Source organism: Pseudomonas sp. NBRC 111123, assembly GCF_001320205.1.
In the GTDB taxonomy this organism is placed as follows: Bacteria; Pseudomonadota; Gammaproteobacteria; order Pseudomonadales; family Pseudomonadaceae; genus Aquipseudomonas; species Aquipseudomonas putida_J.
On the sequence record NZ_BCAZ01000038.1, the window covers coordinates 37,958 to 57,024 of the forward strand.

The 19,067-nt window shown below is 57.7% G+C and carries 31 protein-coding genes; 1 reads left to right on the forward strand and 30 read right to left on the reverse strand.

The window, feature by feature from the left end; genetic code table 11:
* The first annotated feature begins 73 nt into the window (after positions 1-73).
* Positions 74-2,908: an excinuclease ABC subunit UvrA gene (gene uvrA / locus APH27_RS18605; protein WP_060485611.1), complete on the forward strand. Its 2,835-nt coding sequence runs from the start codon at positions 74-76 to the stop codon at positions 2,906-2,908.
* A 72-nt stretch (positions 2,909-2,980) separates the two neighbouring features.
* Here uvrA and bfr read toward each other — a convergent pair whose 3' ends face one another.
* The 30 genes from bfr to rpsJ form a co-directional block, all read right to left on the reverse strand.
* A complete protein-coding gene (gene bfr / locus APH27_RS18610; RefSeq protein WP_003257116.1) occupies positions 2,981-3,445 on the reverse strand; it encodes a bacterioferritin in 465 nt (154 codons plus the stop codon).
* 164 nt (positions 3,446-3,609) lie between these two features.
* Entirely contained in the window at positions 3,610-5,049 is a 1,440-nt protein-coding gene (locus APH27_RS18615; protein WP_027917843.1) for a catalase, read from the reverse strand.
* Positions 5,050-5,220: 171 nt separating this feature from the next.
* On the reverse strand, positions 5,221-5,607 hold the full coding sequence (gene rplQ, locus APH27_RS18620) for a 50S ribosomal protein L17 (protein ID WP_003255451.1): 387 nt from the start codon (positions 5,605-5,607) through the stop codon (positions 5,221-5,223).
* Positions 5,608-5,649: 42 nt separating this feature from the next.
* Entirely contained in the window at positions 5,650-6,651 is a 1,002-nt protein-coding gene (gene rpoA / locus APH27_RS18625) for a DNA-directed RNA polymerase subunit alpha (protein ID WP_003255452.1), read from the reverse strand.
* A 22-nt stretch (positions 6,652-6,673) separates the two neighbouring features.
* The gene (gene rpsD, locus APH27_RS18630; protein WP_027917844.1) at positions 6,674-7,294 is read right to left on the reverse strand and encodes a 30S ribosomal protein S4; all 621 of its coding nucleotides are present in this window, start codon (positions 7,292-7,294) and stop codon (positions 6,674-6,676) included.
* A 15-nt stretch (positions 7,295-7,309) separates the two neighbouring features.
* Entirely contained in the window at positions 7,310-7,699 is a 390-nt protein-coding gene (rpsK, locus tag APH27_RS18635; RefSeq protein WP_003255454.1) for a 30S ribosomal protein S11, read from the reverse strand.
* 18 nt (positions 7,700-7,717) lie between these two features.
* Entirely contained in the window at positions 7,718-8,074 is a 357-nt protein-coding gene (gene rpsM / locus APH27_RS18640; RefSeq protein WP_003255457.1) for a 30S ribosomal protein S13, read from the reverse strand.
* A 131-nt stretch (positions 8,075-8,205) separates the two neighbouring features.
* A complete protein-coding gene (gene rpmJ, locus APH27_RS18645; RefSeq protein WP_002555468.1) occupies positions 8,206-8,322 on the reverse strand; it encodes a 50S ribosomal protein L36 in 117 nt (38 codons plus the stop codon).
* A gap of 28 nt (positions 8,323-8,350) precedes the next feature.
* Positions 8,351-9,682 (reverse strand): preprotein translocase subunit SecY, encoded by a 1,332-nt coding sequence (gene secY, locus APH27_RS18650; RefSeq protein ID WP_016393394.1) that lies wholly within the window; start codon positions 9,680-9,682, stop codon positions 8,351-8,353.
* Complete coding sequence (gene rplO / locus APH27_RS18655) at positions 9,683-10,117, reverse strand: 50S ribosomal protein L15 (protein WP_003255461.1); 435 nt, start codon at positions 10,115-10,117, stop codon at positions 9,683-9,685.
* Positions 10,118-10,120: 3 nt separating this feature from the next.
* Positions 10,121-10,297 carry a 50S ribosomal protein L30 gene (rpmD, locus tag APH27_RS18660; protein WP_003255463.1) on the reverse strand — a complete coding sequence of 59 codons (177 nt, stop codon included), beginning with the start codon at positions 10,295-10,297 and terminating at the stop codon, positions 10,121-10,123.
* A gap of 2 nt (positions 10,298-10,299) precedes the next feature.
* Positions 10,300-10,800 (reverse strand): 30S ribosomal protein S5, encoded by a 501-nt coding sequence (rpsE, locus tag APH27_RS18665; protein ID WP_003255465.1) that lies wholly within the window; start codon positions 10,798-10,800, stop codon positions 10,300-10,302.
* Between the two features lie 3 nt (positions 10,801-10,803).
* Positions 10,804-11,154 carry a 50S ribosomal protein L18 gene (gene rplR / locus APH27_RS18670; RefSeq protein WP_003255467.1) on the reverse strand — a complete coding sequence of 117 codons (351 nt, stop codon included), beginning with the start codon at positions 11,152-11,154 and terminating at the stop codon, positions 10,804-10,806.
* Between the two features lie 10 nt (positions 11,155-11,164).
* Complete coding sequence (gene rplF / locus APH27_RS18675) at positions 11,165-11,698, reverse strand: 50S ribosomal protein L6 (protein ID WP_027917845.1); 534 nt, start codon at positions 11,696-11,698, stop codon at positions 11,165-11,167.
* Positions 11,699-11,710: 12 nt separating this feature from the next.
* Entirely contained in the window at positions 11,711-12,103 is a 393-nt protein-coding gene (gene rpsH / locus APH27_RS18680) for a 30S ribosomal protein S8 (protein WP_009681971.1), read from the reverse strand.
* A 210-nt stretch (positions 12,104-12,313) separates the two neighbouring features.
* The gene (gene rpsN, locus APH27_RS18685) at positions 12,314-12,619 is read right to left on the reverse strand and encodes a 30S ribosomal protein S14 (protein WP_012316516.1); all 306 of its coding nucleotides are present in this window, start codon (positions 12,617-12,619) and stop codon (positions 12,314-12,316) included.
* Between the two features lie 13 nt (positions 12,620-12,632).
* Complete coding sequence (gene rplE, locus APH27_RS18690) at positions 12,633-13,172, reverse strand: 50S ribosomal protein L5 (RefSeq protein ID WP_003255474.1); 540 nt, start codon at positions 13,170-13,172, stop codon at positions 12,633-12,635.
* 20 nt (positions 13,173-13,192) lie between these two features.
* Positions 13,193-13,507 carry a 50S ribosomal protein L24 gene (gene rplX / locus APH27_RS18695; protein WP_003255476.1) on the reverse strand — a complete coding sequence of 105 codons (315 nt, stop codon included), beginning with the start codon at positions 13,505-13,507 and terminating at the stop codon, positions 13,193-13,195.
* An 11-nt stretch (positions 13,508-13,518) separates the two neighbouring features.
* Positions 13,519-13,887 carry a 50S ribosomal protein L14 gene (gene rplN, locus APH27_RS18700; protein ID WP_008089810.1) on the reverse strand — a complete coding sequence of 123 codons (369 nt, stop codon included), beginning with the start codon at positions 13,885-13,887 and terminating at the stop codon, positions 13,519-13,521.
* Between the two features lie 23 nt (positions 13,888-13,910).
* Complete coding sequence (rpsQ, locus tag APH27_RS18705) at positions 13,911-14,177, reverse strand: 30S ribosomal protein S17 (RefSeq protein ID WP_008089812.1); 267 nt, start codon at positions 14,175-14,177, stop codon at positions 13,911-13,913.
* Between the two features lie 2 nt (positions 14,178-14,179).
* Positions 14,180-14,371, reverse strand: coding sequence for a 50S ribosomal protein L29 (gene rpmC / locus APH27_RS18710; RefSeq protein ID WP_002555481.1), 192 nt, complete (start codon positions 14,369-14,371; stop codon positions 14,180-14,182).
* Complete coding sequence (gene rplP, locus APH27_RS18715; RefSeq protein WP_003255479.1) at positions 14,371-14,784, reverse strand: 50S ribosomal protein L16; 414 nt, start codon at positions 14,782-14,784, stop codon at positions 14,371-14,373. The genes rpmC and rplP overlap by 1 nt, the downstream gene beginning before the upstream one ends.
* Before the next feature lie 12 nt (positions 14,785-14,796).
* A complete protein-coding gene (gene rpsC, locus APH27_RS18720; RefSeq protein ID WP_003255481.1) occupies positions 14,797-15,483 on the reverse strand; it encodes a 30S ribosomal protein S3 in 687 nt (228 codons plus the stop codon).
* Positions 15,484-15,496: 13 nt separating this feature from the next.
* A complete protein-coding gene (gene rplV / locus APH27_RS18725; protein ID WP_003103908.1) occupies positions 15,497-15,829 on the reverse strand; it encodes a 50S ribosomal protein L22 in 333 nt (110 codons plus the stop codon).
* A gap of 11 nt (positions 15,830-15,840) precedes the next feature.
* The gene (gene rpsS / locus APH27_RS18730) at positions 15,841-16,116 is read right to left on the reverse strand and encodes a 30S ribosomal protein S19 (protein ID WP_003255482.1); all 276 of its coding nucleotides are present in this window, start codon (positions 16,114-16,116) and stop codon (positions 15,841-15,843) included.
* A gap of 16 nt (positions 16,117-16,132) precedes the next feature.
* Entirely contained in the window at positions 16,133-16,957 is an 825-nt protein-coding gene (gene rplB / locus APH27_RS18735) for a 50S ribosomal protein L2 (RefSeq protein WP_003255483.1), read from the reverse strand.
* A gap of 14 nt (positions 16,958-16,971) precedes the next feature.
* On the reverse strand, positions 16,972-17,271 hold the full coding sequence (rplW, locus tag APH27_RS18740) for a 50S ribosomal protein L23 (RefSeq protein WP_003255484.1): 300 nt from the start codon (positions 17,269-17,271) through the stop codon (positions 16,972-16,974).
* Entirely contained in the window at positions 17,268-17,870 is a 603-nt protein-coding gene (gene rplD / locus APH27_RS18745) for a 50S ribosomal protein L4 (protein ID WP_027917846.1), read from the reverse strand. The genes rplW and rplD overlap by 4 nt, the downstream gene beginning before the upstream one ends.
* Before the next feature lie 12 nt (positions 17,871-17,882).
* Positions 17,883-18,518 (reverse strand): 50S ribosomal protein L3, encoded by a 636-nt coding sequence (gene rplC, locus APH27_RS18750; protein ID WP_027917847.1) that lies wholly within the window; start codon positions 18,516-18,518, stop codon positions 17,883-17,885.
* An 80-nt stretch (positions 18,519-18,598) separates the two neighbouring features.
* A complete protein-coding gene (gene rpsJ, locus APH27_RS18755) occupies positions 18,599-18,910 on the reverse strand; it encodes a 30S ribosomal protein S10 (RefSeq protein ID WP_003186070.1) in 312 nt (103 codons plus the stop codon).
* Positions 18,911-19,067: the final 157 nt, after the last annotated feature.

Genomic DNA, 19,067 nt, shown 5'->3' on the forward strand with positions numbered 1-19,067 from the left:
CTACGCGACGCTTTGCCGCGTACTGGCAGCGCGCCGTATACTTCCTTGTTTATGCCCGCCGAGCGAGGCCGCAGTGGACAAGATCCTGATTCGTGGGGCTCGAACCCACAACCTGAAGAACATCGACCTGACTCTGCCGCGGGACAAGCTGATCGTGATCACCGGCCTGTCCGGATCCGGCAAGTCGTCCCTGGCGTTCGACACCCTCTATGCCGAAGGCCAGCGCCGCTACGTGGAGTCGCTGTCAGCCTATGCCCGGCAGTTCCTGTCGATGATGGAAAAACCTGACGTCGACACCATTGAAGGCCTGTCGCCGGCCATTTCCATCGAACAGAAGTCGACCTCGCACAACCCGCGCTCGACGGTCGGCACCATCACCGAGATCTACGACTACCTGCGCCTGCTGTATGCCCGCGTCGGTACGCCGCGCTGCCCGGACCACGACATTCCGCTGGAAGCGCAAACGATCAGCCAGATGGTCGACCTGGTGCTGGAGCGCCCGGAAGGCAACAAGCTGATGCTGCTGGCGCCGGTGGTGCGCGAGCGCAAGGGTGAACACCTGGCGGTGTTCGATGAACTGCGCGCCCAGGGCTTCGTCCGTGCGCGGGTCAACGGCAAGCTCTATGAGCTCGACGAACTGCCCAAGCTGGACAAGCAGAAGAAGCACAGCATCGACGTGGTAGTGGACCGTTTCAAGGTCCGCGCCGACCTCCAGCAGCGCCTGGCCGAGTCATTCGAGACCGCACTGAAGCTGGCAGACGGTATTGCCCTGGTGGCGCCAATGGATGACGAGCCCGGCGAAGAGATGATCTTCTCGGCACGCTTCGCCTGCCCGGTGTGCGGCCATGCGATCAGTGAGCTGGAGCCGAAGCTGTTCTCGTTCAACAACCCGGCCGGTGCCTGCCCGACCTGCGATGGCCTGGGGGTCAAGCAGTTCTTCGACACCAAGCGCCTGGTCAACAGCGAGCTGACCCTGGCCGAAGGCGCCATTCGCGGCTGGGACCGGCGCAATGTGTACTACTTCCAGATGCTCGGCTCGTTGGCCGCGCATTACGGCTTCAGCCTCGAGGAGCCGTTCGGCGAACTGTCGGCCGAGCATCAGAAGGTCATCCTGCAGGGTAGTGGCAAGCAGAGCGTTGACTTCAAATACCTCAATGACCGCGGTGACATCGTCAAGCGCTCGCACCCGTTCGAAGGCATCGTGCCGAACCTGGAGCGCCGCTACCGCGAGACCGAGTCGGCCACCGTGCGTGAAGAGCTGGCCAAGTTCCTCGGCACCCAGCCCTGCCCGGATTGCCGCGGCACCCGCCTGCGCCGCGAAGCCCGCCATGTGTGGGTTGGCGAGAAGACCCTGCCAGCGGTGACCAACCTGCCGATCGGCGAAGCCAGCAACTACTTCGGCGAGTTGACCCTGACCGGCCGGCGCGGCGAAATCGCGGCGAAAATCCTCAAGGAAATCTGCGAGCGACTGCAGTTCCTGGTCAACGTCGGCCTCGACTACCTGACCCTGGACCGCAGCGCCGATACGCTGTCCGGTGGTGAAGCCCAGCGTATCCGCCTGGCCAGCCAGATCGGCGCCGGCCTGGTCGGGGTGATGTACATTCTCGATGAACCGTCCATCGGTCTTCATCAACGCGACAACGACCGCTTGCTGGCCACCCTCAATCACCTGCGTGACCTGGGCAACACCGTGATCGTGGTGGAGCACGACGAGGACGCCATCCGCCTGGCGGACTACGTGGTCGACATCGGCCCGGGTGCTGGTGTGCACGGCGGCCAGATCGTCGCCGAGGGCTCACCGCAGGAGGTCATGGACCACCCAGACTCACTGACCGGCAAGTACCTGTCCGGGCGCAAGAAGATCGCCGTGCCGGCCAAGCGCACCCCACGCAACAAGAAGCTGCAGCTCAAGCTCAAGGGCGCGCGTGGCAACAACCTGCAGAACGTCGACCTGGAAGTGCCGATCGGCCTGCTGACTTGTGTCACCGGCGTGTCTGGCTCGGGCAAGTCGACGCTGATCAACAACACCCTGTTCCCTCTCGCCGCCACCGCCCTAAACGGCGCGAGCAGCCTGGAAGCCGCGCCGCACAGCAGCATGGACGGCCTGCAGCACCTGGACAAGGTGGTGGATATCGACCAAAGCCCGATCGGACGCACCCCGCGCTCGAACCCGGCGACCTACACCGGTATCTTCACACCAATCCGCGAGCTGTTCTCCGGCGTGCCGGAATCCCGGTCGCGCGGCTACGGCCCGGGGCGTTTCTCGTTCAACGTCAAAGGCGGCCGTTGCGAAGCCTGCCAGGGCGACGGCTTGATCAAGGTGGAAATGCACTTCCTGCCAGACATCTACGTGCCCTGCGACGTGTGCAAGAGCAAGCGCTACAACCGCGAAACCTTGGAGATCAAGTACAAGGGCAAGAACATCCACGAGGTGCTGGAAATGACCATCGAGGATGCCCGCGAATTCTTCGATGCAGTGCCGGCGCTGGCGCGCAAGCTGCAGACTTTGATGGACGTGGGCCTGTCGTACATCAAGCTGGGGCAGTCGGCGACCACCTTGTCCGGTGGCGAGGCGCAGCGGGTGAAGCTGTCCCGTGAGTTGTCCAAGCGCGATACCGGCAAGACCTTGTACATTCTCGACGAACCGACCACCGGCCTGCACTTTGCCGATATCCAGCAACTGCTGGATGTACTGCATCGCTTGCGTGACCACGGCAACACAGTGGTGGTGATCGAACACAACCTGGATGTGATCAAGACGGCAGACTGGTTGGTGGACCTTGGGCCGGAAGGCGGCTCCAAGGGTGGGCAGATCATCGCCTGCGGTACCCCGGAAGAATTGAGCAAGATGAAACAGTCGTATACCGGGCATTACCTCAAGCCACTGCTGGAGCGTGACCGAGCCTGAGTGCCGTCACTGGCATGAAAAAGCCCCTGGTACCGTTGGTGCCAGGGGCTTTTTCGTGAAGCTGTGGATAACTTACATCTGCGACTGCAGGTAGTTTTCCAGGCCAATGGCCTTGATCAGGCCCTGCTGCTTTTCCAGCCAGTAGGTGTGATCTTCTTCGGTGTCTGCCAGCTGCGCGCGCAGGATGTCGCGGCTGATGTAGTCCTTATGCAGTTCGCACAGCTCGATGCCTTTGCACAGTGCGCCACGCACCTTGTACTCGAGCTTGAGGTCGGCCTCGATCATTTCCGGCACGGTGCTGCCAACTTCCAGATCGTCCGCGCGCATGTCGGGAGTGCCTTCGAGCATCAGGATACGGCGCATCAGGGCATCGGCGTGCTGCGTTTCTTCTTCCATCTCGTGGTTGATACGCTCGTAGAGCTTGGACAAGCCCCAGTCTTCGTACATGCGCGAGTGGATGAAGTACTGGTCGCGCGCGGCCAGTTCGCCCTTCAGCAACGTGACGAGGTAGTTGATTACGTCCGGGTGACCTTGCATCGCCCTGCTTCTCCCTGTGAAAACGGCTTGATGCACATAGTGTGAACCAGCTTTTGCGCGCGGTCACTGAAAAACGCGCAATCAGAAGCAAAAAATCGGTTAAACAGTAGTGATATTCATTGAAAAACCGCCCAAATGAGGGCGGTTCTTCTTATCACTTCGACTTAGGCGAGACTCACGCCCAACGCCTTGGCGATGCCTTCGCCATAGGCCGGGTCGGCCTTGAAGAAATACTGCAACTGGCGCTGGATCACGTCTTCGCTGACGCCTGCCATGGTTCCGGCGATATTGCTGATCAGCAGTGCCTTCTGTTCGTCGCTCATCAGGCGGAACAGTGCACCGGCGTGGCTGTAGTAGTCCCTATCCTCGCGGTGCTCGTGTCGATCAGCGGCACCGCTCAGGGCCAATGCAGGCTCGGCGTGGCGTGGCGACTGTTTCGGTGCGTCGGCGTAGCTGTTGGGCTCGTAGTTAGGCGCACTGCCGTAGCTGCCCATGGCCATCGAACCGTCACGCTGGTAGCTGTTCACCGGGCTGCGCGGGGCATTCACCGGCAGTTGCTGGTGGTTGGTGCCCACACGGTAGCGGTGTGCATCGGCGTAAGCGAATACGCGGCCTTGCAGCATGCGGTCAGGCGACAGGCCGACACCCGGGACCATGTTGCTCGGGCCGAACGCTGCCTGTTCCACTTCGGCGAAGTAGTTGAGCGGGTTGCGGTTGAGTTCCAGCACACCCACTTCGATCAGTGGATAGTCTTTCTGCGACCAGGTTTTGGTCACGTCGAACGGGTTTTCAGCGCGGCTGGCCGCCTCGGCCTCGCTCATCACCTGGATGCATACGGTCCAGCGTGGGAAGTCGCCACGCTCGATGGCTTCAAACAGGTCACGCTGGGCGTAGTCCGGATCGGTGCCGGCCAGGCGTGCCGCATCGGCCGGGGCCAGGTTCTTGATACCTTGCTGGGTCTTGAAGTGCCATTTGACCCAGGTGCGCTCGCCTTGGGCATTGATCAGGCTGTAGGTGTGGCTACCGAAACCGTGCATGTGCCGGTAACCGTCCGGGATACCCCGGTCTGAGAACAGGATGGTGACCTGGTGCAGGGCCTCGGGCGAGTGCGACCAGAAGTCCCACATCATCTGCGCGTTCTTCAAATTGGTTTGCGGGTGGCGCTTCTGGGTGTGGATAAAATCCGGGAACTTGAGCGGGTCGCGGATGAAGAACACTGGCGTGTTGTTGCCAACGATGTCCCAGTTGCCTTCCTCGGTGTAGAACTTCACCGCAAAGCCACGTGGGTCGCGCTCGGTATCCGCCGAGCCTCGCTCACCGCCGACCGTAGAAAAGCGCAGGAATGTCTCGGTCTGCTTGCCGATCTGCTCGAACAGCTTGGCGCTGGTGTATGAGGTGATATCGCGGGTAACGGTGAAAGTGCCGTAGGCGCCCGAACCTTTGGCGTGTACACGGCGCTCAGGAATGTTCTCACGGTTGAAGTGAGCGAGCTTCTCGATCAGATGGAAGTCATCGAGCAGCAGTGGGCCGCGTGGGCCGGCGGAACGGGAATTTTGGTTATCGGCTACAGGTGCACCGCTGGCGGTGGTGAGAATCTTGCTCATGGGCTCTCCTTATGGTCTTCGAGTGCCGGCTAAACGGCTTGATAAAGAGTATCGACGAGCGGTCACCTCAGAACAAATTCATTACATGACTCGTATCAATAGAAATTAACAATACCTGCAGACACAAAAAACCGGGCACTAGGCCCGGTTCCTTGTAGCAGACAGAACGTCTTACTCAGCAGCTTCTACAGCACCGCCGACCGGACGATCAACCAGCTCGACGTACGCCATAGGCGCGTTGTCGCCAGCGCGGAAACCGCACTTCAGGATGCGCAGGTAGCCGCCCTGACGGGTGGCGTAACGCTTGCCCAGGTCGTTGAACAGTTTGCCAACAGCGGACTTCGAACGGGTACGGTCGAAGGCCAGACGACGGTTAGCAACGCTGTCTTCCTTGGCCAGGGTGATCAGCGGCTCGGCAACGCGGCGCAGTTCCTTGGCTTTCGGCAGGGTGGTTTTGATCAGCTCGTGCTCGATCAACGACACTGCCATGTTCTGGAACATAGCCTTGCGGTGAGAGCTGGTACGGCTCAGGTGACGTCCACTTTTACGATGACGCATGATTCATTCCTTACCAAACACTACGTTCGGTGATTACGACGATCAGGCGGTCGCCTTGTCGTCTTTCTTAAGACTTGCAGGCGGCCAGTTGTCGAGGCGCATGCCGAGAGACAGACCACGAGAGGCCAGGACGTCCTTGATTTCAGTCAGGGACTTCTTGCCCAGGTTAGGAGTCTTCAACAGCTCTACTTCGGTACGCTGAATCAGGTCGCCGATGTAGTAGATGTTCTCCGCCTTGAGGCAGTTGGCCGAACGTACAGTCAGTTCCAGGTCGTCAACCGGGCGCAGCAGGATCGGATCGATCTCGTCTTCCTGCTCGACTACGACAGGCTCACTGTCACCCTTGAGGTCGACGAACGCGGCCAGCTGCTGTTGCAGGATGGTCGCAGCGCGGCGGATAGCCTCTTCAGGATCCAGGGTGCCGTTGGTTTCCAGATCAATGACCAGCTTGTCCAGGTTGGTACGCTGTTCAACACGGGCGTTCTCGACCACATAGGCGATACGACGCACCGGGCTGAACGAAGCGTCCAGCTGCAGACGGCCAATGCTACGGCTTTCGTCTTCGTCGGTTTGACGGGAGTCAGCCGGCTCGTAACCGCGACCACGAGCTACGGTGAGCTTCATGTTCAGGGCGCCGTTGGACGCCAGGTTCGCGATTACGTGATCGGGGTTGACGATCTCGACATCGTGATCCAGCTGAATATCGGCAGCGGTAACCACCCCCGAACCCTTTTTCGACAAGGTCAGCGTAACTTCGTCACGACCGTGCAGTTTGATAGCCAGGCCTTTCAGGTTCAACAGGATTTCAATTACGTCTTCCTGAACACCTTCGATCGCGGAGTACTCATGGAGTACGCCATCGATCTCGGCCTCGACTACTGCACAGCCAGGCATGGAGGACAACAGGATGCGGCGCAGCGCGTTGCCCAGGGTATGGCCGAAACCACGCTCGAGAGGCTCGAGCGTAATCTTGGCGCGGGTCGGACTGACTACCTGCACATCAATATGGCGGGGAGTCAGGAACTCATTTACCGAAATCTGCATGGATGCACCTATTTTCTAGCCCTTACTTGGAGTAGAGCTCGACAATCAGGTTTTCGTTGATGTCGGCAGACAGATCGCCACGAGCTGGAACGTTCTTGAAAACGCCCGACTTCTTAGCGGAATCTACGTCTACCCACTCAACGCGGCCACGCTGGGCGCACAGTTCAAGGGCTTGAACAATGCGCAGCTGGTTCAGCGACTTCTCGCGAACCGCGACCACGTCACCCGGACGAACTTGGTAGGATGGAATGTTTACAGTCTTACCGTTGACGCTGATCGCTTTGTGCGAAACCAGCTGACGGGACTCGGAACGAGTCGAGCCGAAGCCCATACGGTAAACGACGTTATCCAGACGGCACTCGAGCAGTTGCAGCAGGTTCTCACCGGTTGCGCCTTTTTTCGAGGCAGCAGCTTGGTAGTAACCGCGGAACTGACGCTCCAGAACACCGTAGATACGACGGACTTTTTGTTTCTCGCGCAGCTGGGTACCGTAGTCGGACTGACGGCCACGGCGCTGGCCGTGGATACCTGGGGCTGCTTCGATGTTGCACTTCGATTCCAGAGCGCGAACGCCGCTCTTCAGGAACAGGTCGGTGCCTTCACGACGAGACAGTTTGCATTTTGGACCAATGTAACGTGCCATTCTTCTGTCTCCTGATTACACGCGACGCTTCTTCGGCGGACGGCACCCGTTGTGCGGGATTGGCGTCACGTCGGTGATGCTGGCGATCTTGTAGCCGCAGCTGTTCAATGCACGAACGGCGGATTCACGACCTGGACCTGGACCCTTGACGTTGACGTCGAGGTTCTTCAGACCATATTCCAGCGCAGCTTGACCAGCACGCTCAGCAGCAATCTGGGCTGCGAACGGGGTGGACTTGCGCGAACCACGGAAACCCGAACCACCGGAAGTAGCCCAGGACAGTGCGTTGCCCTGACGGTCGGTGATGGTCACGATGGTGTTGTTGAAAGAAGCGTGGATGTGGGCGATGCCATCAACCACTGTCTTTTTGACTTTCTTACGAGGACGAGCAGCAGGTTTTGCCATGTCTATATTCCTGGGCGATTACTTGCGGATCGGCTTACGCGGGCCCTTACGGGTGCGTGCGTTGGTCTTGGTGCGCTGACCGCGAACCGGCAGACCTTTACGATGACGCAGGCCGCGGTAGCAACCCAGGTCCATCAAGCGCTTGATCTTCATGTTGATGTCACGACGCAGGTCACCTTCGGTGGTGAACTTCGCGACTTCGCCACGCAGGGTTTCGATTTGCTCGTCGCTCAGATCCTTGATCTTAGCGGCTGGGTTTACACCAGCGTCTGCACAGATCTTCTGTGCAGTTGTGCGACCGACACCATAGATGTAGGTCAGCGAGATAACAGTATGCTTGTTATCTGGAATGTTGACGCCTGCAATACGGGCCATTCAGTGGGACTCCAATTGACAGCTACCTACGCCCCGGAAGCCAAGAAATAGGGCGCGAGATAATATCGCTGTAGAAACGAATAATCAACCCAGCAGCACACTAGCTGCTGGGTTTGAAACGCAGATCACACTCAGCCTTGGCGCTGTTTGTGACGCGGTTCCGCGCTGCAGATCACTCGTACGACGCCTTCGCGACGGATGATCTTGCAGTTACGGCACAGCTTTTTCACCGATGCACGAACTTTCATTACCGACTCCTCGAACCTTAGGGGCGTATCAGCGCAGCAGACCGCTGCCACCGTAGCCTTTCAGGTTGGCTTTCTTCATCAGGGATTCGTACTGGTGCGAAACGAGGTGCGATTGTACTTGGGACATGAAGTCCATCACAACCACTACCACAATCAGCAACGAGGTCCCGCCAAGGTAGAACGGCACATTTGCTGCCACCACCAGGAACTGGGGCAGAAGGCAGACGGCCATCATGTAAAGAGCACCGAACATGGTCAGACGAGTCAGAACGCCATCAATGTAGCGTGCGGACTGCTCACCAGGACGGATACCCGGAATAAAGGCACCGGACTTCTTCAGGTTTTCCGCTACGTCTTTCGGGTTGAACATCAGCGCTGTGTAGAAGAAGCAGAAGAAAATAATCCCTGCACTAAACAGCAGAATGTTCAACGGCTGACCAGGAGCGATCGACTGCGAGATGTCCTGCAGCCAGCCCATACCTTCGGACTGACCGAACCAGGCACCCAGCGAAGCCGGGAACAGCAGAATGCTGCTCGCGAAAATGGCCGGGATAACCCCCGCCATGTTCACCTTCAGCGGCAAGTGGCTGGTCTGCGCCGCGAAGACCTTGCGGCCCTGCTGACGCTTGGCGTAGTGAACGGCAATACGACGCTGACCACGCTCAATGAACACCACGAAACCGATGATCGCTACTGCAAGCAAACCGATTGCGACCAGGGCGAAAATGTTGATATCGCCTGTGCGTGCAGACTCGAAAGACTGCCCGATTGCTCTCGGAAGACCGGCAACGATACCTGCGAAGATCAACATCGAGATACCGTTACCCACACCGCGCTCGGTGATCTGCTCACCCAGCCACATCATGAACATCGCGCCTGCCACGAAGGTGGAGACAGCAACGACATAGAAGCCGAGGCCCACAGAAAACGCCACGCCCTGGTTGGCCAGGCCAATGGACATGCCAATGGCTTGAACCAGTGCCAGGATAACGGTGCCGTAGCGGGTGTACTGGCTGATCTTGCGACGGCCAGCTTCACCTTCCTTCTTCAACTGCTCCAGTTGCGGGCTGACCGCCGTCATCAGCTGCATGATGATCGATGCCGAGATGTACGGCATGATCCCCAGTGCAAAGATGCTCATGCGCTCAAGCGCGCCACCGGAAAACATGTTGAACAAGCTAAGAATGGTCCCCTCATTCTGCCGAAACAGATCCGCCAGACGGTCTGGATTGATGCCAGGAACCGGGATATGCGCACCTATCCGATAGACGATGATCGCCATGAACAGAAAGCGCAGACGAGCCCAGAGTTCCGACATCCCGCCCTTACCGAGCGAAGAGAGAGCACCTTGCTTAGCCATTTATTCCTCGAATTTGCCGCCAGCTGCTTCGATAGCCGCACGCGCACCCTTGGTGGCTGCGATGCCCTTGATGGTGACTGCGCGAGTAACTTCGCCAGACAGCATGATTTTCACACGCTGAATGTGCTGGTTGATCACGTTGGCATCCTTCAGGGACTGCACGGAGATCACGTCGCCTTCCACTTTGGCCAGTTCCGACAGACGCACTTCAGCGCGGTCCATGGCTTTCAGGGAAACGAAGCCGAACTTCGGCAGACGACGGTGCAGCGGCTGTTGACCGCCTTCGAAGCCAGGAGCGATCGAACCACCGGAACGGGAGGTCTGACCTTTGTGGCCACGGCCGCCAGTCTTACCCAGACCGCTACCGATACCACGACCTGGACGATGCTTCTCGCGACGGGAACCCGGCGCTGGACTCAGATCATTGAGTTTCATCGATTAACCCTCGACCTTCAGCATGTAGTAAGCCTTGTTGATCATCCCGCGGTTCTCGGGAGTATCCTGGACTTCTACAGTGTGACCGATGCGACGCAGACCCAGACCTTTAACGCACAGTTTGTGGTTAGGCAGGCGGCCCGAGACGCTCTTGATCAGCGTTACTTTTACGGTTGCCATGATTAGAAGATCTCCTCAACGCTCTTGCCGCGCTTGGCAGCAATGGACTCAGGAGATTGCATGGCTTTCAGACCCTTGAAGGTGGCGTAAACCACGTTCACTGGGTTGGTCGAACCGTAGCACTTGGCCAGGACGTTCTGAACACCAGCAACTTCCAGGACGGCACGCATAGCGCCGCCGGCGATGATACCGGTACCTTCCGAGGCAGGCTGCATGTAAACCTTCGAGGCGCCGTGGGCAGCCTTGGTGGCGTACTGCAGGGTGGTGCCCTTCAGGTCAACCTGGATCATGTTGCGACGAGCAGCTTCCATGGCTTTCTGGATCGCAGCAGGTACTTCGCGCGATTTGCCACGGCCGAAACCAACGCGACCCTTGCCATCACCTACCACGGTCAGTGCGGTGAAGGTGAAGATACGGCCGCCTTTAACGGTTTTGGCTACGCGGTTAACTTGAACCAGCTTCTCGATGTAGCCTTCGTCGCGCTTTTGATCGTTATTTGCCATAACTTAGAACTCCAGCCCGCCTTCACGAGCAGCATCAGCCAGCGCTTTGACGCGGCCGTGGTACTTGAAGCCGGAACGGTCAAAGGCAACTTGAGATACACCGGCGGCTTTCGCACGCTCAGCTACCAGCTTGCCAACCTTAGTGGCCGCGTCGATGTTGCCAGTGGCGCCATCACGCAGGTCTTTGTCCAAGGTCGAGGCGCTTGCCAGAACCTTGCTGCCGTCGGCCGAAATGACCTGGGCGTAGATGTGCTGCGAGGAGCGGAACACGCACAGGCGCACGACTTCGAGTTCGTGCATCTTGAGGCGTGCTTTGCGAGCGCGACGCAGTCGAATAACTTTTTTGTCGGTCATTTGCTAGGCCCTACTTCTTCTTGGCTTCTTTACGACGGACTACTTCGTCCGCGTAACGCACACCCTTGCCTTTGTAAGGCTCCGGCGGACGGAACCCGCGGATTTCAGCGGCCACCTGACCTACCAGCTGCTTGTCGATACCCTTGATCAGGATGTCGGTCTGGCTAGGCGTTTCAGCGGTGATACCGGCTGGCAGTTCGTAGTCCACTGGGTGAGAGAAGCCCAGGGCCAGGTTCAGGACGGTGCCCTTGGCCTGTGCCTTGTAACCAACACCGACCAGCTGGAGCTTGCGCTCGAAGCCTTGGCTTACGCCTTGGACCATGTTGTTGACCAGAGCGCGGGTAGTACCGGCCATGGCGCGAGCTTGCTGGTCACCATTGCGAGCGACGAAACGCAGTTCACCAGACTCTTCGGTAACTTCAACAGACGAGTGAACGTTCAGTTCGAGAGCGCCTTTGGCACCCTTCACCGAAAGCAGCTGACCTGCGAATTTGACTTCGACACCGGACGGCAGCTTAACGGGGTTCTTAGCGACGCGAGACATGTCTATCCCCCCTTAGAACACTGTGCACAGAACTTCGCCGCCGACACCGGCAGCGCGCGCAGCGCGATCAGTCATCACACCTTTGTTGGTGGAGACAATAGACACGCCCAGGCCGCCACGTACTTTCGGCAGCTCAGCGACGGACTTGTACTGGCGCAGGCCTGGACGGCTGGAGCGCTTCAGTTCCTCGATGACCGGACGGCCTTCGAAGTACTTCAGTTCGATCGACAGGGAAGGCTTGGCTTCACCAGTAACCTGGTAGCCAGCGATGTAACCTTCGTCCTTAAGAACTTTGGCAACCGCAACCTTCAGAGTGGAGGAAGGCATGCTTACGACGGACTTTTCAGCCATCTGGGCATTACGGATGCGAGTTAGCATGTCCGCTAACGGGTCCTGCATACTCATGGGCTAGATGCTCCTGATACAAGAAATATTAGCCTTGCGGCTATCACAACCACCCGAACGGGCAGGGCAAAAAACCCAGGCTCGGGTGAGCCGGTCATTCTAGACACAAGGCAGAAACGAAACAAGCCCCACGAGGGGGCTTGTTTGTTGGCAAGATCACCGGCGGTCGGAAGATCACCCCCCCTTCCACCGGGATCACACCTGCAGCGATTACCAGGAGGCTTTGACCAGACCTGGTACGTCGCCGCGCATTGCCGCTTGACGCAGCATGTTACGGCCCAGGCCGAACTTACGGTATACACCGTGAGGACGACCGGTCAGGCGGCAACGGTTGCGCAGACGCGCAGCGCTTGCATCACGTGGCTGCTTCTGCAGAGCGACAACGGCAGCGAAACGCTCTTCTGGAGAGGCGTTCAGGTTGACGATGGTCGCTTTCAGCTCAGCACGCTTTTTGGCGAACTTGGCTACCGTGAGCTGACGCTTCAGCTCGCGGTTTTTCATGCTCTTCTTGGCCATTTTCCTACTCCAATCAGTTGCGGAACGGGAATTTGAATGCACGCAGCAGAGCGCGGCCTTCGTCATCCGAACGAGCAGTGGTGGTCAGGGTGATGTCCAAACCGCGCAGAGCATCGATCTTGTCGTAATCGATTTCCGGGAAGATGATCTGCTCTTTCACGCCCATGCTGTAGTTGCCACGACCATCGAAGGACTTGGCATTCAGGCCGCGGAAGTCGCGTACCCGAGGCAGGGAGATCGCCAGCAGGCGGTCCAGGAATTCGTACATCTTGTCGCTACGCAGGGTCACCTTGACGCCGATCGGCCACCCTTCACGGACTTTGAAGCCCGCGATGGATTTACGAGCGAAAGTCACGACCGGCTTTTGACCGGTGATCTTTTCCAGGTCGGCAACAGCGTGCTCGATGACTTTCTTGTCGCCGATCGCTTCGCCCAGACCCATGTTCAGGGTGATCTTGGTAACGCGCGGAACTTCCATCACGTTCGACAGCTTAAGTTCTTCCTTAAGCTTAGGAGCGATTTCGTTCCGGTAAATCTCTTTCAGTCGTGCCATGGTCTTCTACCTAGCAGTGTTCAAGCATCAACCGCTTTTTGGGTCGACTTGAAGACACGAATTTTCTTACCGTCTTCTACTTTGAAACCAACGCGGTCAGCCTTGTTGGTTTCGCCGTTGAAGATGGCAACGTTGGAAGCGTGCAGAGGCGCTTCTTTTTCGACGATACCGCCCTGAACGCCCGCCATCGGGTTAGGCTTGGTATGACGCTTGACCAGGTTCACACCACCGATGACCAGACGGTCATCAGCCAGAACCTTCAGCACCTTACCGCGCTTACCTTTGTCTTTGCCGGCGATCACGATGATCTCGTCGTCACGACGAATCTTTTGCATGTCGGATCTCCTTACAGCACTTCAGGGGCGAGCGAGACGATCTTCATGAACTTCTCAGTACGAAGTTCACGGGTCACTGGCCCGAAGATGCGAGTGCCGATCGGCTCTTGCTTGGTGTTCAGCAGAACAGCAGCGTTGCCGTCGAAACGAATGATGGAACCGTCAGCGCGACGTACACCGTGACGGGTACGGACGACAACAGCAGTCATCACCTGGCCTTTTTTGACCTTACCGCGCGGAATTGCTTCCTTTACGGTTACTTTGATGATGTCACCGATGCCGGCGTAACGGCGGTGCGAGCCGCCGAGCACCTTGATGCACATGACGCGACGAGCGCCGCTGTTATCGGCCACATCGAGCATGGATTGAGTCTGAATCATAAAATTTCTCCGACCCCTAGCCCTTAGACTTCAACAGCGCGTTCGAGGACTTCAACCAGTGCCCAGGACTTGGTCTTGGCCAGCGGACGGGTTTCACGGATGGAAACCTTGTCGCCGATTTTGCACTGGTTGGATTCGTCGTGCGCGTGCAGCTTAGTCGAACGCTTAACGTATTTACCGTAGATCGGGTGCTTAACGCGACGCTCGATCAGAACGGTGATGGTCTTGTCCATTTTGTCGCTGACGACACGGCCAGTCAGCGTACGGACGGTTTTTTCAGCTTCAGCCATGATCACTTACCTGCCTGCTGGTTAAGCACAGTTTTCACGCGAGCGATGTCACGCTTAACTTGCGAGAGCAGGTGCGACTGCCCCAACTGGCCAGTTGCTTTCTGCATACGCAGATTGAACTGGTCGCGCAGCAAGCCGAGCAGTTGCTCATTCAGTTGCTGTGCAGATTTTTCACGAAGTTCATTCGCTTTCATCACATCACCGTCCGCTTAACAAAGGAGGTGGCGAGAGGCAGCTTTGCAGCAGCCAGGGCGAAAGCTTCGCGCGCCAGCTCTTCAGAAACACCCTCGATCTCGTACAGGACTTTGCCTGGTTGGATCTGGGCAACCCAGTACTCCACGGAGCCCTTACCTTTACCCATACGAACCTCGAGAGGCTTCTTGGAGATCGGCTTGTCCGGGAACACACGGATCCAGATCTTACCGCCACGCTTAACGTGACGGGTCAGCGCACGACGTGCGGACTCGATCTGGCGAGCGGTGAGGCGACCGCGAGCAACAGCTTTCAGGGCGAATTCGCCGAAGCTGACTTTGCTACCGCGCAGTGCCAGACCACGGTTGTGGCCAGTCATCTGCTTGCGGAATTTTGTACGCTTTGGTTGCAACATTTGGCGTACCCCTTACTTAGCAGCTTTTTTACGAGGCGCTGGTGCTTGTGGTTTCAGTTCTTCTTGGCGACCACCAATAACTTCGCCTTTGAAGATCCAAACCTTCACACCGATCACACCGTAAGTGGTGTGAGCTTCGTAGGTGTTGTAGTCGATATCGGCACGCAGGGTGTGCAGCGGCACACGACCTTCGCGATACCACTCGGTACGAGCAATCTCAGCACCGCCGAGACGACCGCTCACCTGGATCTTGATGCCCTTGGCACCAATACGCATGGCGTTCTGTACGGCGCGCTTCATGGCGCGACGGAACATTACGCGGCGTTCCAGCTGCTGAGCTACGCTCTGCGCAACCAGCATAGCGTCGAGTTCCGGCTTGCGGATCTCTTCGATGTTGATGTGCACAGGCACACCCATCTGCTTGGTCAGGTCCTGACGCAGCTTCTCGACATCTTCACCTTTCTTACCGATAACGATACCGGGACGAGCGGTGTGGATGGTGATGCGTGCAGTTTGAGCCGGACGATGAATATCGATACGGCTTACGGACGCGCTTTTTAGTTTGTCTTGGAGGTACTCACGCGTTTTCAGATCCTTCAACAGGTAATCTGCGTAAGTAGCACCGTCTGCGTACCAGACGGAGGTGTGCTCCTTGACGATTCCCAGGCGAATGCCAGTGGGATGTACTTTCTGACCCATCTGATCGACTCCGTTACTTGTCCGCAACCTTGACAGTGATATGGCAAGACCGCTTGACGATGCGATCAGCACGGCCTTTGGCACGTGGCATGATGCGCTTCAGCGAACGCCCTTCGTTGACGAAGACGGTGGAGACCTTCAGGTCATCAACGTCAGCGCCTTCGTTGTGTTCGGCGTTGGCAACGGCCGACTCGAGGACTTTCTTCATGATTTCAGCGGCTTTTTTGCTGCTGAAGGCCAACAGGTTGAGCGCTTCGCCCACCTTCTTCCCGCGGATCTGGTCGGCGACCAAGCGGGCTTTCTGGGCGGAGATGCGAGCGCCCGACAACTTAGCGGCTACTTCCATTTCCTTACCCCTTAACGCTTGGCTTTCTTGTCAGCCACGTGCCCGCGATAGGTGCGGGTACCGGCGAACTCGCCCAGTTTGTGGCCGACCATGTCTTCGTTCACGAGAACTGGGACGTGTTGGCGACCGTTGTGTACCGCGATGGTCAGACCGACCATTTGTGGCAGGATCATCGAACGGCGCGACCAGGTTTTAACTGGCTTGCGATCGTTCTTCTCCACCGCCACTTCGACCTTCTTCAACAGGTGAAGATCGATAAAAGGACCTTTTTTCAGAGAACGTGGCACTGTCGTATCCCTCTAGTTACTTGCGACGACGGACGATCATGTTGTCGGTACGCTTATTACCGCGGGTCTTCGCACCCTTGGTTGGGAAGCCCCATGGCGATACCGGATGACGACCACCGGAGGTACGACCTTCACCACCACCATGTGGGTGGTCAACCGGGTTCATGGCAACACCACGAACGGTTGGGCGAACGCCGCGCCAGCGTTTGGCACCAGCTTTACCCAGCGAACGCAGGCTGTGCTCGGAGTTCGAGACTTCACCCAGGGTCGCACGGCACTCAGCCAGGACTTTACGCATTTCACCAGAGCGCAGACGCAGGGTCACGTAGACACCTTCGCGAGCGATCAGCTGAGCCGAAGCACCAGCGGAACGTGCGATCTGAGCACCTTTACCCGGCTTCAGTTCGATGCCGTGAATGGTGCTACCTACTGGAATGTTGCGCAGTTGCAGGGAGTTACCGGCCTTGATTGGGGCCAGGGCACCTGCGATCAGCTGGTCGCCAGCACTCACGCCTTTAGGGGCAATGATGTAGCGACGCTCACCGTCTGCGTAGCACAGCAGGGCGATGTGAGCAGTACGGTTCGGGTCGTATTCGATACGCTCGACAGTGGCTGGAATGCCATCTTTGTCGTTGCGACGGAAGTCGACCAGACGGTAATGCTGCTTATGACCACCACCCACGTGACGAGTGGTAATGCGGCCATTGTTGTTACGACCACCAGACTTCGATTTTTTCTCGATCAGCGGTGCGTGAGGAGCGCCTTTGTGCAGCTCCTTGTTGACCACCTTGACCACGAAACGGCGGCCAGGGGAAGTCGGTTTGCATTTAACGATTGCCATGATGCACCCCTTCCTTACTCAGCACTGCTGCTGAAATCGAGATCTTGGCCTGGCTGAAGGGAGACGATCGCCTTCTTCCAGTCATTACGCTTGCCCAGACCACGTGCGGTACGCTTGGTTTTACCCAGAACGTTAACAGTCGACACGTTTTCAACTTTTACGTTGAACAGGCCTTCGACAGCTTTCTTGATTTCCAGCTTGGTTGCATCGGTAGCAACCTTGAATACGAACTGGCCTTTTTTCTCAGCCAGAACGGTAGCCTTCTCGGAAACGTGCGGGCCAAGGAGGACTTTGAATACGCGTTCCTGGTTCATCCCAGCAGCTCCTCGAATTTCTTCACGGCCGAGACGGTGATCAACACCTTCTCGTATGCGATCAGACTGACCGGGTCGGAACCTTGAACGTCACGTACGTCGACGTGCGGCAGGTTGCGAGCAGCCAGGTACAGGTTCTGATCAACAGCGTCGGAAACGATCAGTACGTCGTTCAGACCCATGCCGTTCAGCTTGTTCAGCAGATCTTTGGTTTTCGGCGCTTCAACAGCGAAGTCCTGAACCACGACCAGACGGTCGCTACGCACCAGCTCAGCGAGGATGGAGCGCAGGGCTGCGCGGTACATCTTCTTGTTGAGCTTCTGCGAGTGATCTTGAGGACGAGCTGCGAAGGTTACACCACCGCCACGCCAGATCGGACCACGGGTGGTACCAGCACGAGCACGGCCAGTACCCTTCTGACGCCATGGGCGCTTACCGCCACCAGCCACGTCGGAACGGGTCTTCTGCTGCTTGGTGCCCTGACGGCCGCCGGCCATGTAGGCCACGACTGCTTGGTGTACCAGCGTCTCGTTGAATTCGCCACCGAAAGCCAGTTCGGAAACTTCGATCGCCTGAGCGTCATTTACATTAAGTTGCATGTCAGTATCCCCTTAACCGCGAGCCTTGACAGCTGGACGTACAACCACGTCGCCGCCAGTAGCGCCAGGAACGGCACCCTTGACGAGCAGCAGGTTGCGCTCAGCGTCTACGCGAACTACTTCCAGGGACTGAACAGTCACGCGCTCGGCGCCCATGTGACCGGACATTTTCTTGCCCTTGAACACACGACCAGGAGTCTGGCACTGGCCGATGGAACCTGGGACACGGTGCGACACGGAGTTACCGTGGGTGTTGTCCTGGCCACGGAAGTTCCAGCGCTTGATGGTACCGGCGAAGCCTTTACCTTTGGACTGACCAGTAACGTCAACCAGCTGGCCTGCAGTGAAGAGTTCAGCTTTGATCGAGTCGCCAGCCTGGAACTCGCCTTCTTCAAGACGGAACTCCCAGACACCGCGACCAGCGGCAACGTTGGCCTTGGCGAAGTGGCCTGCCTGAGCGGCAGTCACACGCGAAGCACGACGCTCGCCGACAGTGACTTGCACTGCACGGTAGCCATCGGTTTCTTCAGTTTTGAACTGGGTGACACGATTCGGCTCGATCTCAATGACCGTGACCGGAATGGAGACACCTTCTTCGGTGAAAATGCGGGTCATACCGCACTTGCGACCGATTACACCAATAGTCATGTTGTAAACCTCATGAGTGTACGGGGCTTTCACCCGCTATGGCCGCCCATTTCAGAGCGTTACACGACTAGACCGAAGTCTTAGCCGAGGCTGATCTGTACTTCCACACCTGCCGCCAGATCAAGCTTCATCAGCGCGTCAACGGTTTTATCCGTTGGCTGGACAATGTCCAGAACACGCTTATGAGTGCGGATCTCGTACTGGTCACGCGCGTCTTTGTTGACGTGCGGGGAAACCAGAACGGTGAAACGCTCTTTGCGGGTAGGCAGTGGAATTGGACCACGCACTTGTGCACCAGTACGTTTCGCGGTTTCCACGATTTCCTGGGTGGATTGGTCGATCAGGCGATGGTCGAAAGCCTTCAACCTGATACGGATTTGCTGATTTTGCATTGGATTTCAGACTCCAGGCTGTTCCCAACGGACGCACTACGCCCGCTAAAAGGAGGCGTGATTCTATAGACGCCCCCATTTAGTGTCAACCCAATAAAAAAAACCCCCGCTGAGCGGGGGTTTTTTCAATCGGTCGAGTGATTACTCGATGATTTTG

Coding starts and splice junctions, on each gene's coding strand:
- rplB (WP_003255483.1), bottom strand. CDS start 16,957: ATGGCAATCGTTAAATGCAAACCGACTTCCCCTGGCCGCCGTTTCGTG.
- rpsJ (WP_003186070.1), bottom strand. CDS start 18,910: ATGCAAAATCAGCAAATCCGTATCAGGTTGAAGGCTTTCGACCATCGC.
- rplD (WP_027917846.1), bottom strand. CDS start 17,870: ATGCAACTTAATGTAAATGACGCTCAGGCGATCGAAGTTTCCGAACTG.
- rplP (WP_003255479.1), bottom strand. CDS start 14,784: ATGTTGCAACCAAAGCGTACAAAATTCCGCAAGCAGATGACTGGCCAC.
- rpoA (WP_003255452.1), bottom strand. CDS start 6,651: ATGCAGATTTCGGTAAATGAGTTCCTGACTCCCCGCCATATTGATGTG.
- rpsC (WP_003255481.1), bottom strand. CDS start 15,483: ATGGGTCAGAAAGTACATCCCACTGGCATTCGCCTGGGAATCGTCAAG.
- bfr (WP_003257116.1), bottom strand. CDS start 3,445: ATGCAAGGTCACCCGGACGTAATCAACTACCTCGTCACGTTGCTGAAG.
- rpsN (WP_012316516.1), bottom strand. CDS start 12,619: ATGGCCAAGAAGAGCATGAAAAACCGCGAGCTGAAGCGTCAGCTCACG.
- rpmD (WP_003255463.1), bottom strand. CDS start 10,297: ATGGCAACCGTAAAAGTAACGCTGATCAAGAGCGTCTCGGGCCGCCTG.
- rplV (WP_003103908.1), bottom strand. CDS start 15,829: ATGGAAGTAGCCGCTAAGTTGTCGGGCGCTCGCATCTCCGCCCAGAAA.
- rpsE (WP_003255465.1), bottom strand. CDS start 10,800: ATGGCAAATAACGATCAAAAGCGCGACGAAGGCTACATCGAGAAGCTG.
- rpsH (WP_009681971.1), bottom strand. CDS start 12,103: ATGAGTATGCAGGACCCGTTAGCGGACATGCTAACTCGCATCCGTAAT.
- rpsD (WP_027917844.1), bottom strand. CDS start 7,294: ATGGCACGTTACATTGGTCCAAAATGCAAACTGTCTCGTCGTGAAGGC.
- rpmJ (WP_002555468.1), bottom strand. CDS start 8,322: ATGAAAGTTCGTGCATCGGTGAAAAAGCTGTGCCGTAACTGCAAGATC.
- rplX (WP_003255476.1), bottom strand. CDS start 13,507: ATGCAAAAGATTCGTCGTGACGACGAGATCATCGTGATCGCCGGCAAA.
- rpmC (WP_002555481.1), bottom strand. CDS start 14,371: ATGAAAGCGAATGAACTTCGTGAAAAATCTGCACAGCAACTGAATGAG.
- rpsM (WP_003255457.1), bottom strand. CDS start 8,074: ATGGCCCGTATTGCAGGCGTCAACATTCCAGATAACAAGCATACTGTT.
- APH27_RS18615 (WP_027917843.1), bottom strand. CDS start 5,049: ATGAGCAAGATTCTCACCACCGCCAGCGGTGCACCTGTAGCCGATAAC.
- rplN (WP_008089810.1), bottom strand. CDS start 13,887: ATGATTCAGACTCAATCCATGCTCGATGTGGCCGATAACAGCGGCGCT.
- rplQ (WP_003255451.1), bottom strand. CDS start 5,607: ATGCGTCATCGTAAAAGTGGACGTCACCTGAGCCGTACCAGCTCTCAC.
- rplO (WP_003255461.1), bottom strand. CDS start 10,117: ATGAAACTCAATGATCTGAGTCCAGCGCCGGGTTCCCGTCGCGAGAAG.
- rplR (WP_003255467.1), bottom strand. CDS start 11,154: ATGACCGACAAAAAAGTTATTCGACTGCGTCGCGCTCGCAAAGCACGC.
- rplE (WP_003255474.1), bottom strand. CDS start 13,172: ATGGCACGACTGAAAGAGATTTACCGGAACGAAATCGCTCCTAAGCTT.
- rplF (WP_027917845.1), bottom strand. CDS start 11,698: ATGTCTCGCGTCGCTAAGAACCCCGTTAAGCTGCCGTCCGGTGTCGAA.
- rpsQ (WP_008089812.1), bottom strand. CDS start 14,177: ATGGCTGAAGCTGAAAAAACCGTCCGTACGCTGACTGGCCGTGTCGTC.
- rplC (WP_027917847.1), bottom strand. CDS start 18,518: ATGACTATTGGTGTAATCGGTCGCAAGTGCGGTATGACCCGCATTTTC.
- rpsK (WP_003255454.1), bottom strand. CDS start 7,699: ATGGCAAAACCTGCTGCTCGTCCTCGTAAGAAAGTCAAAAAGACAGTG.
- rplW (WP_003255484.1), bottom strand. CDS start 17,271: ATGAACCAGGAACGCGTATTCAAAGTCCTCCTTGGCCCGCACGTTTCC.
- secY (WP_016393394.1), bottom strand. CDS start 9,682: ATGGCTAAGCAAGGTGCTCTCTCTTCGCTCGGTAAGGGCGGGATGTCG.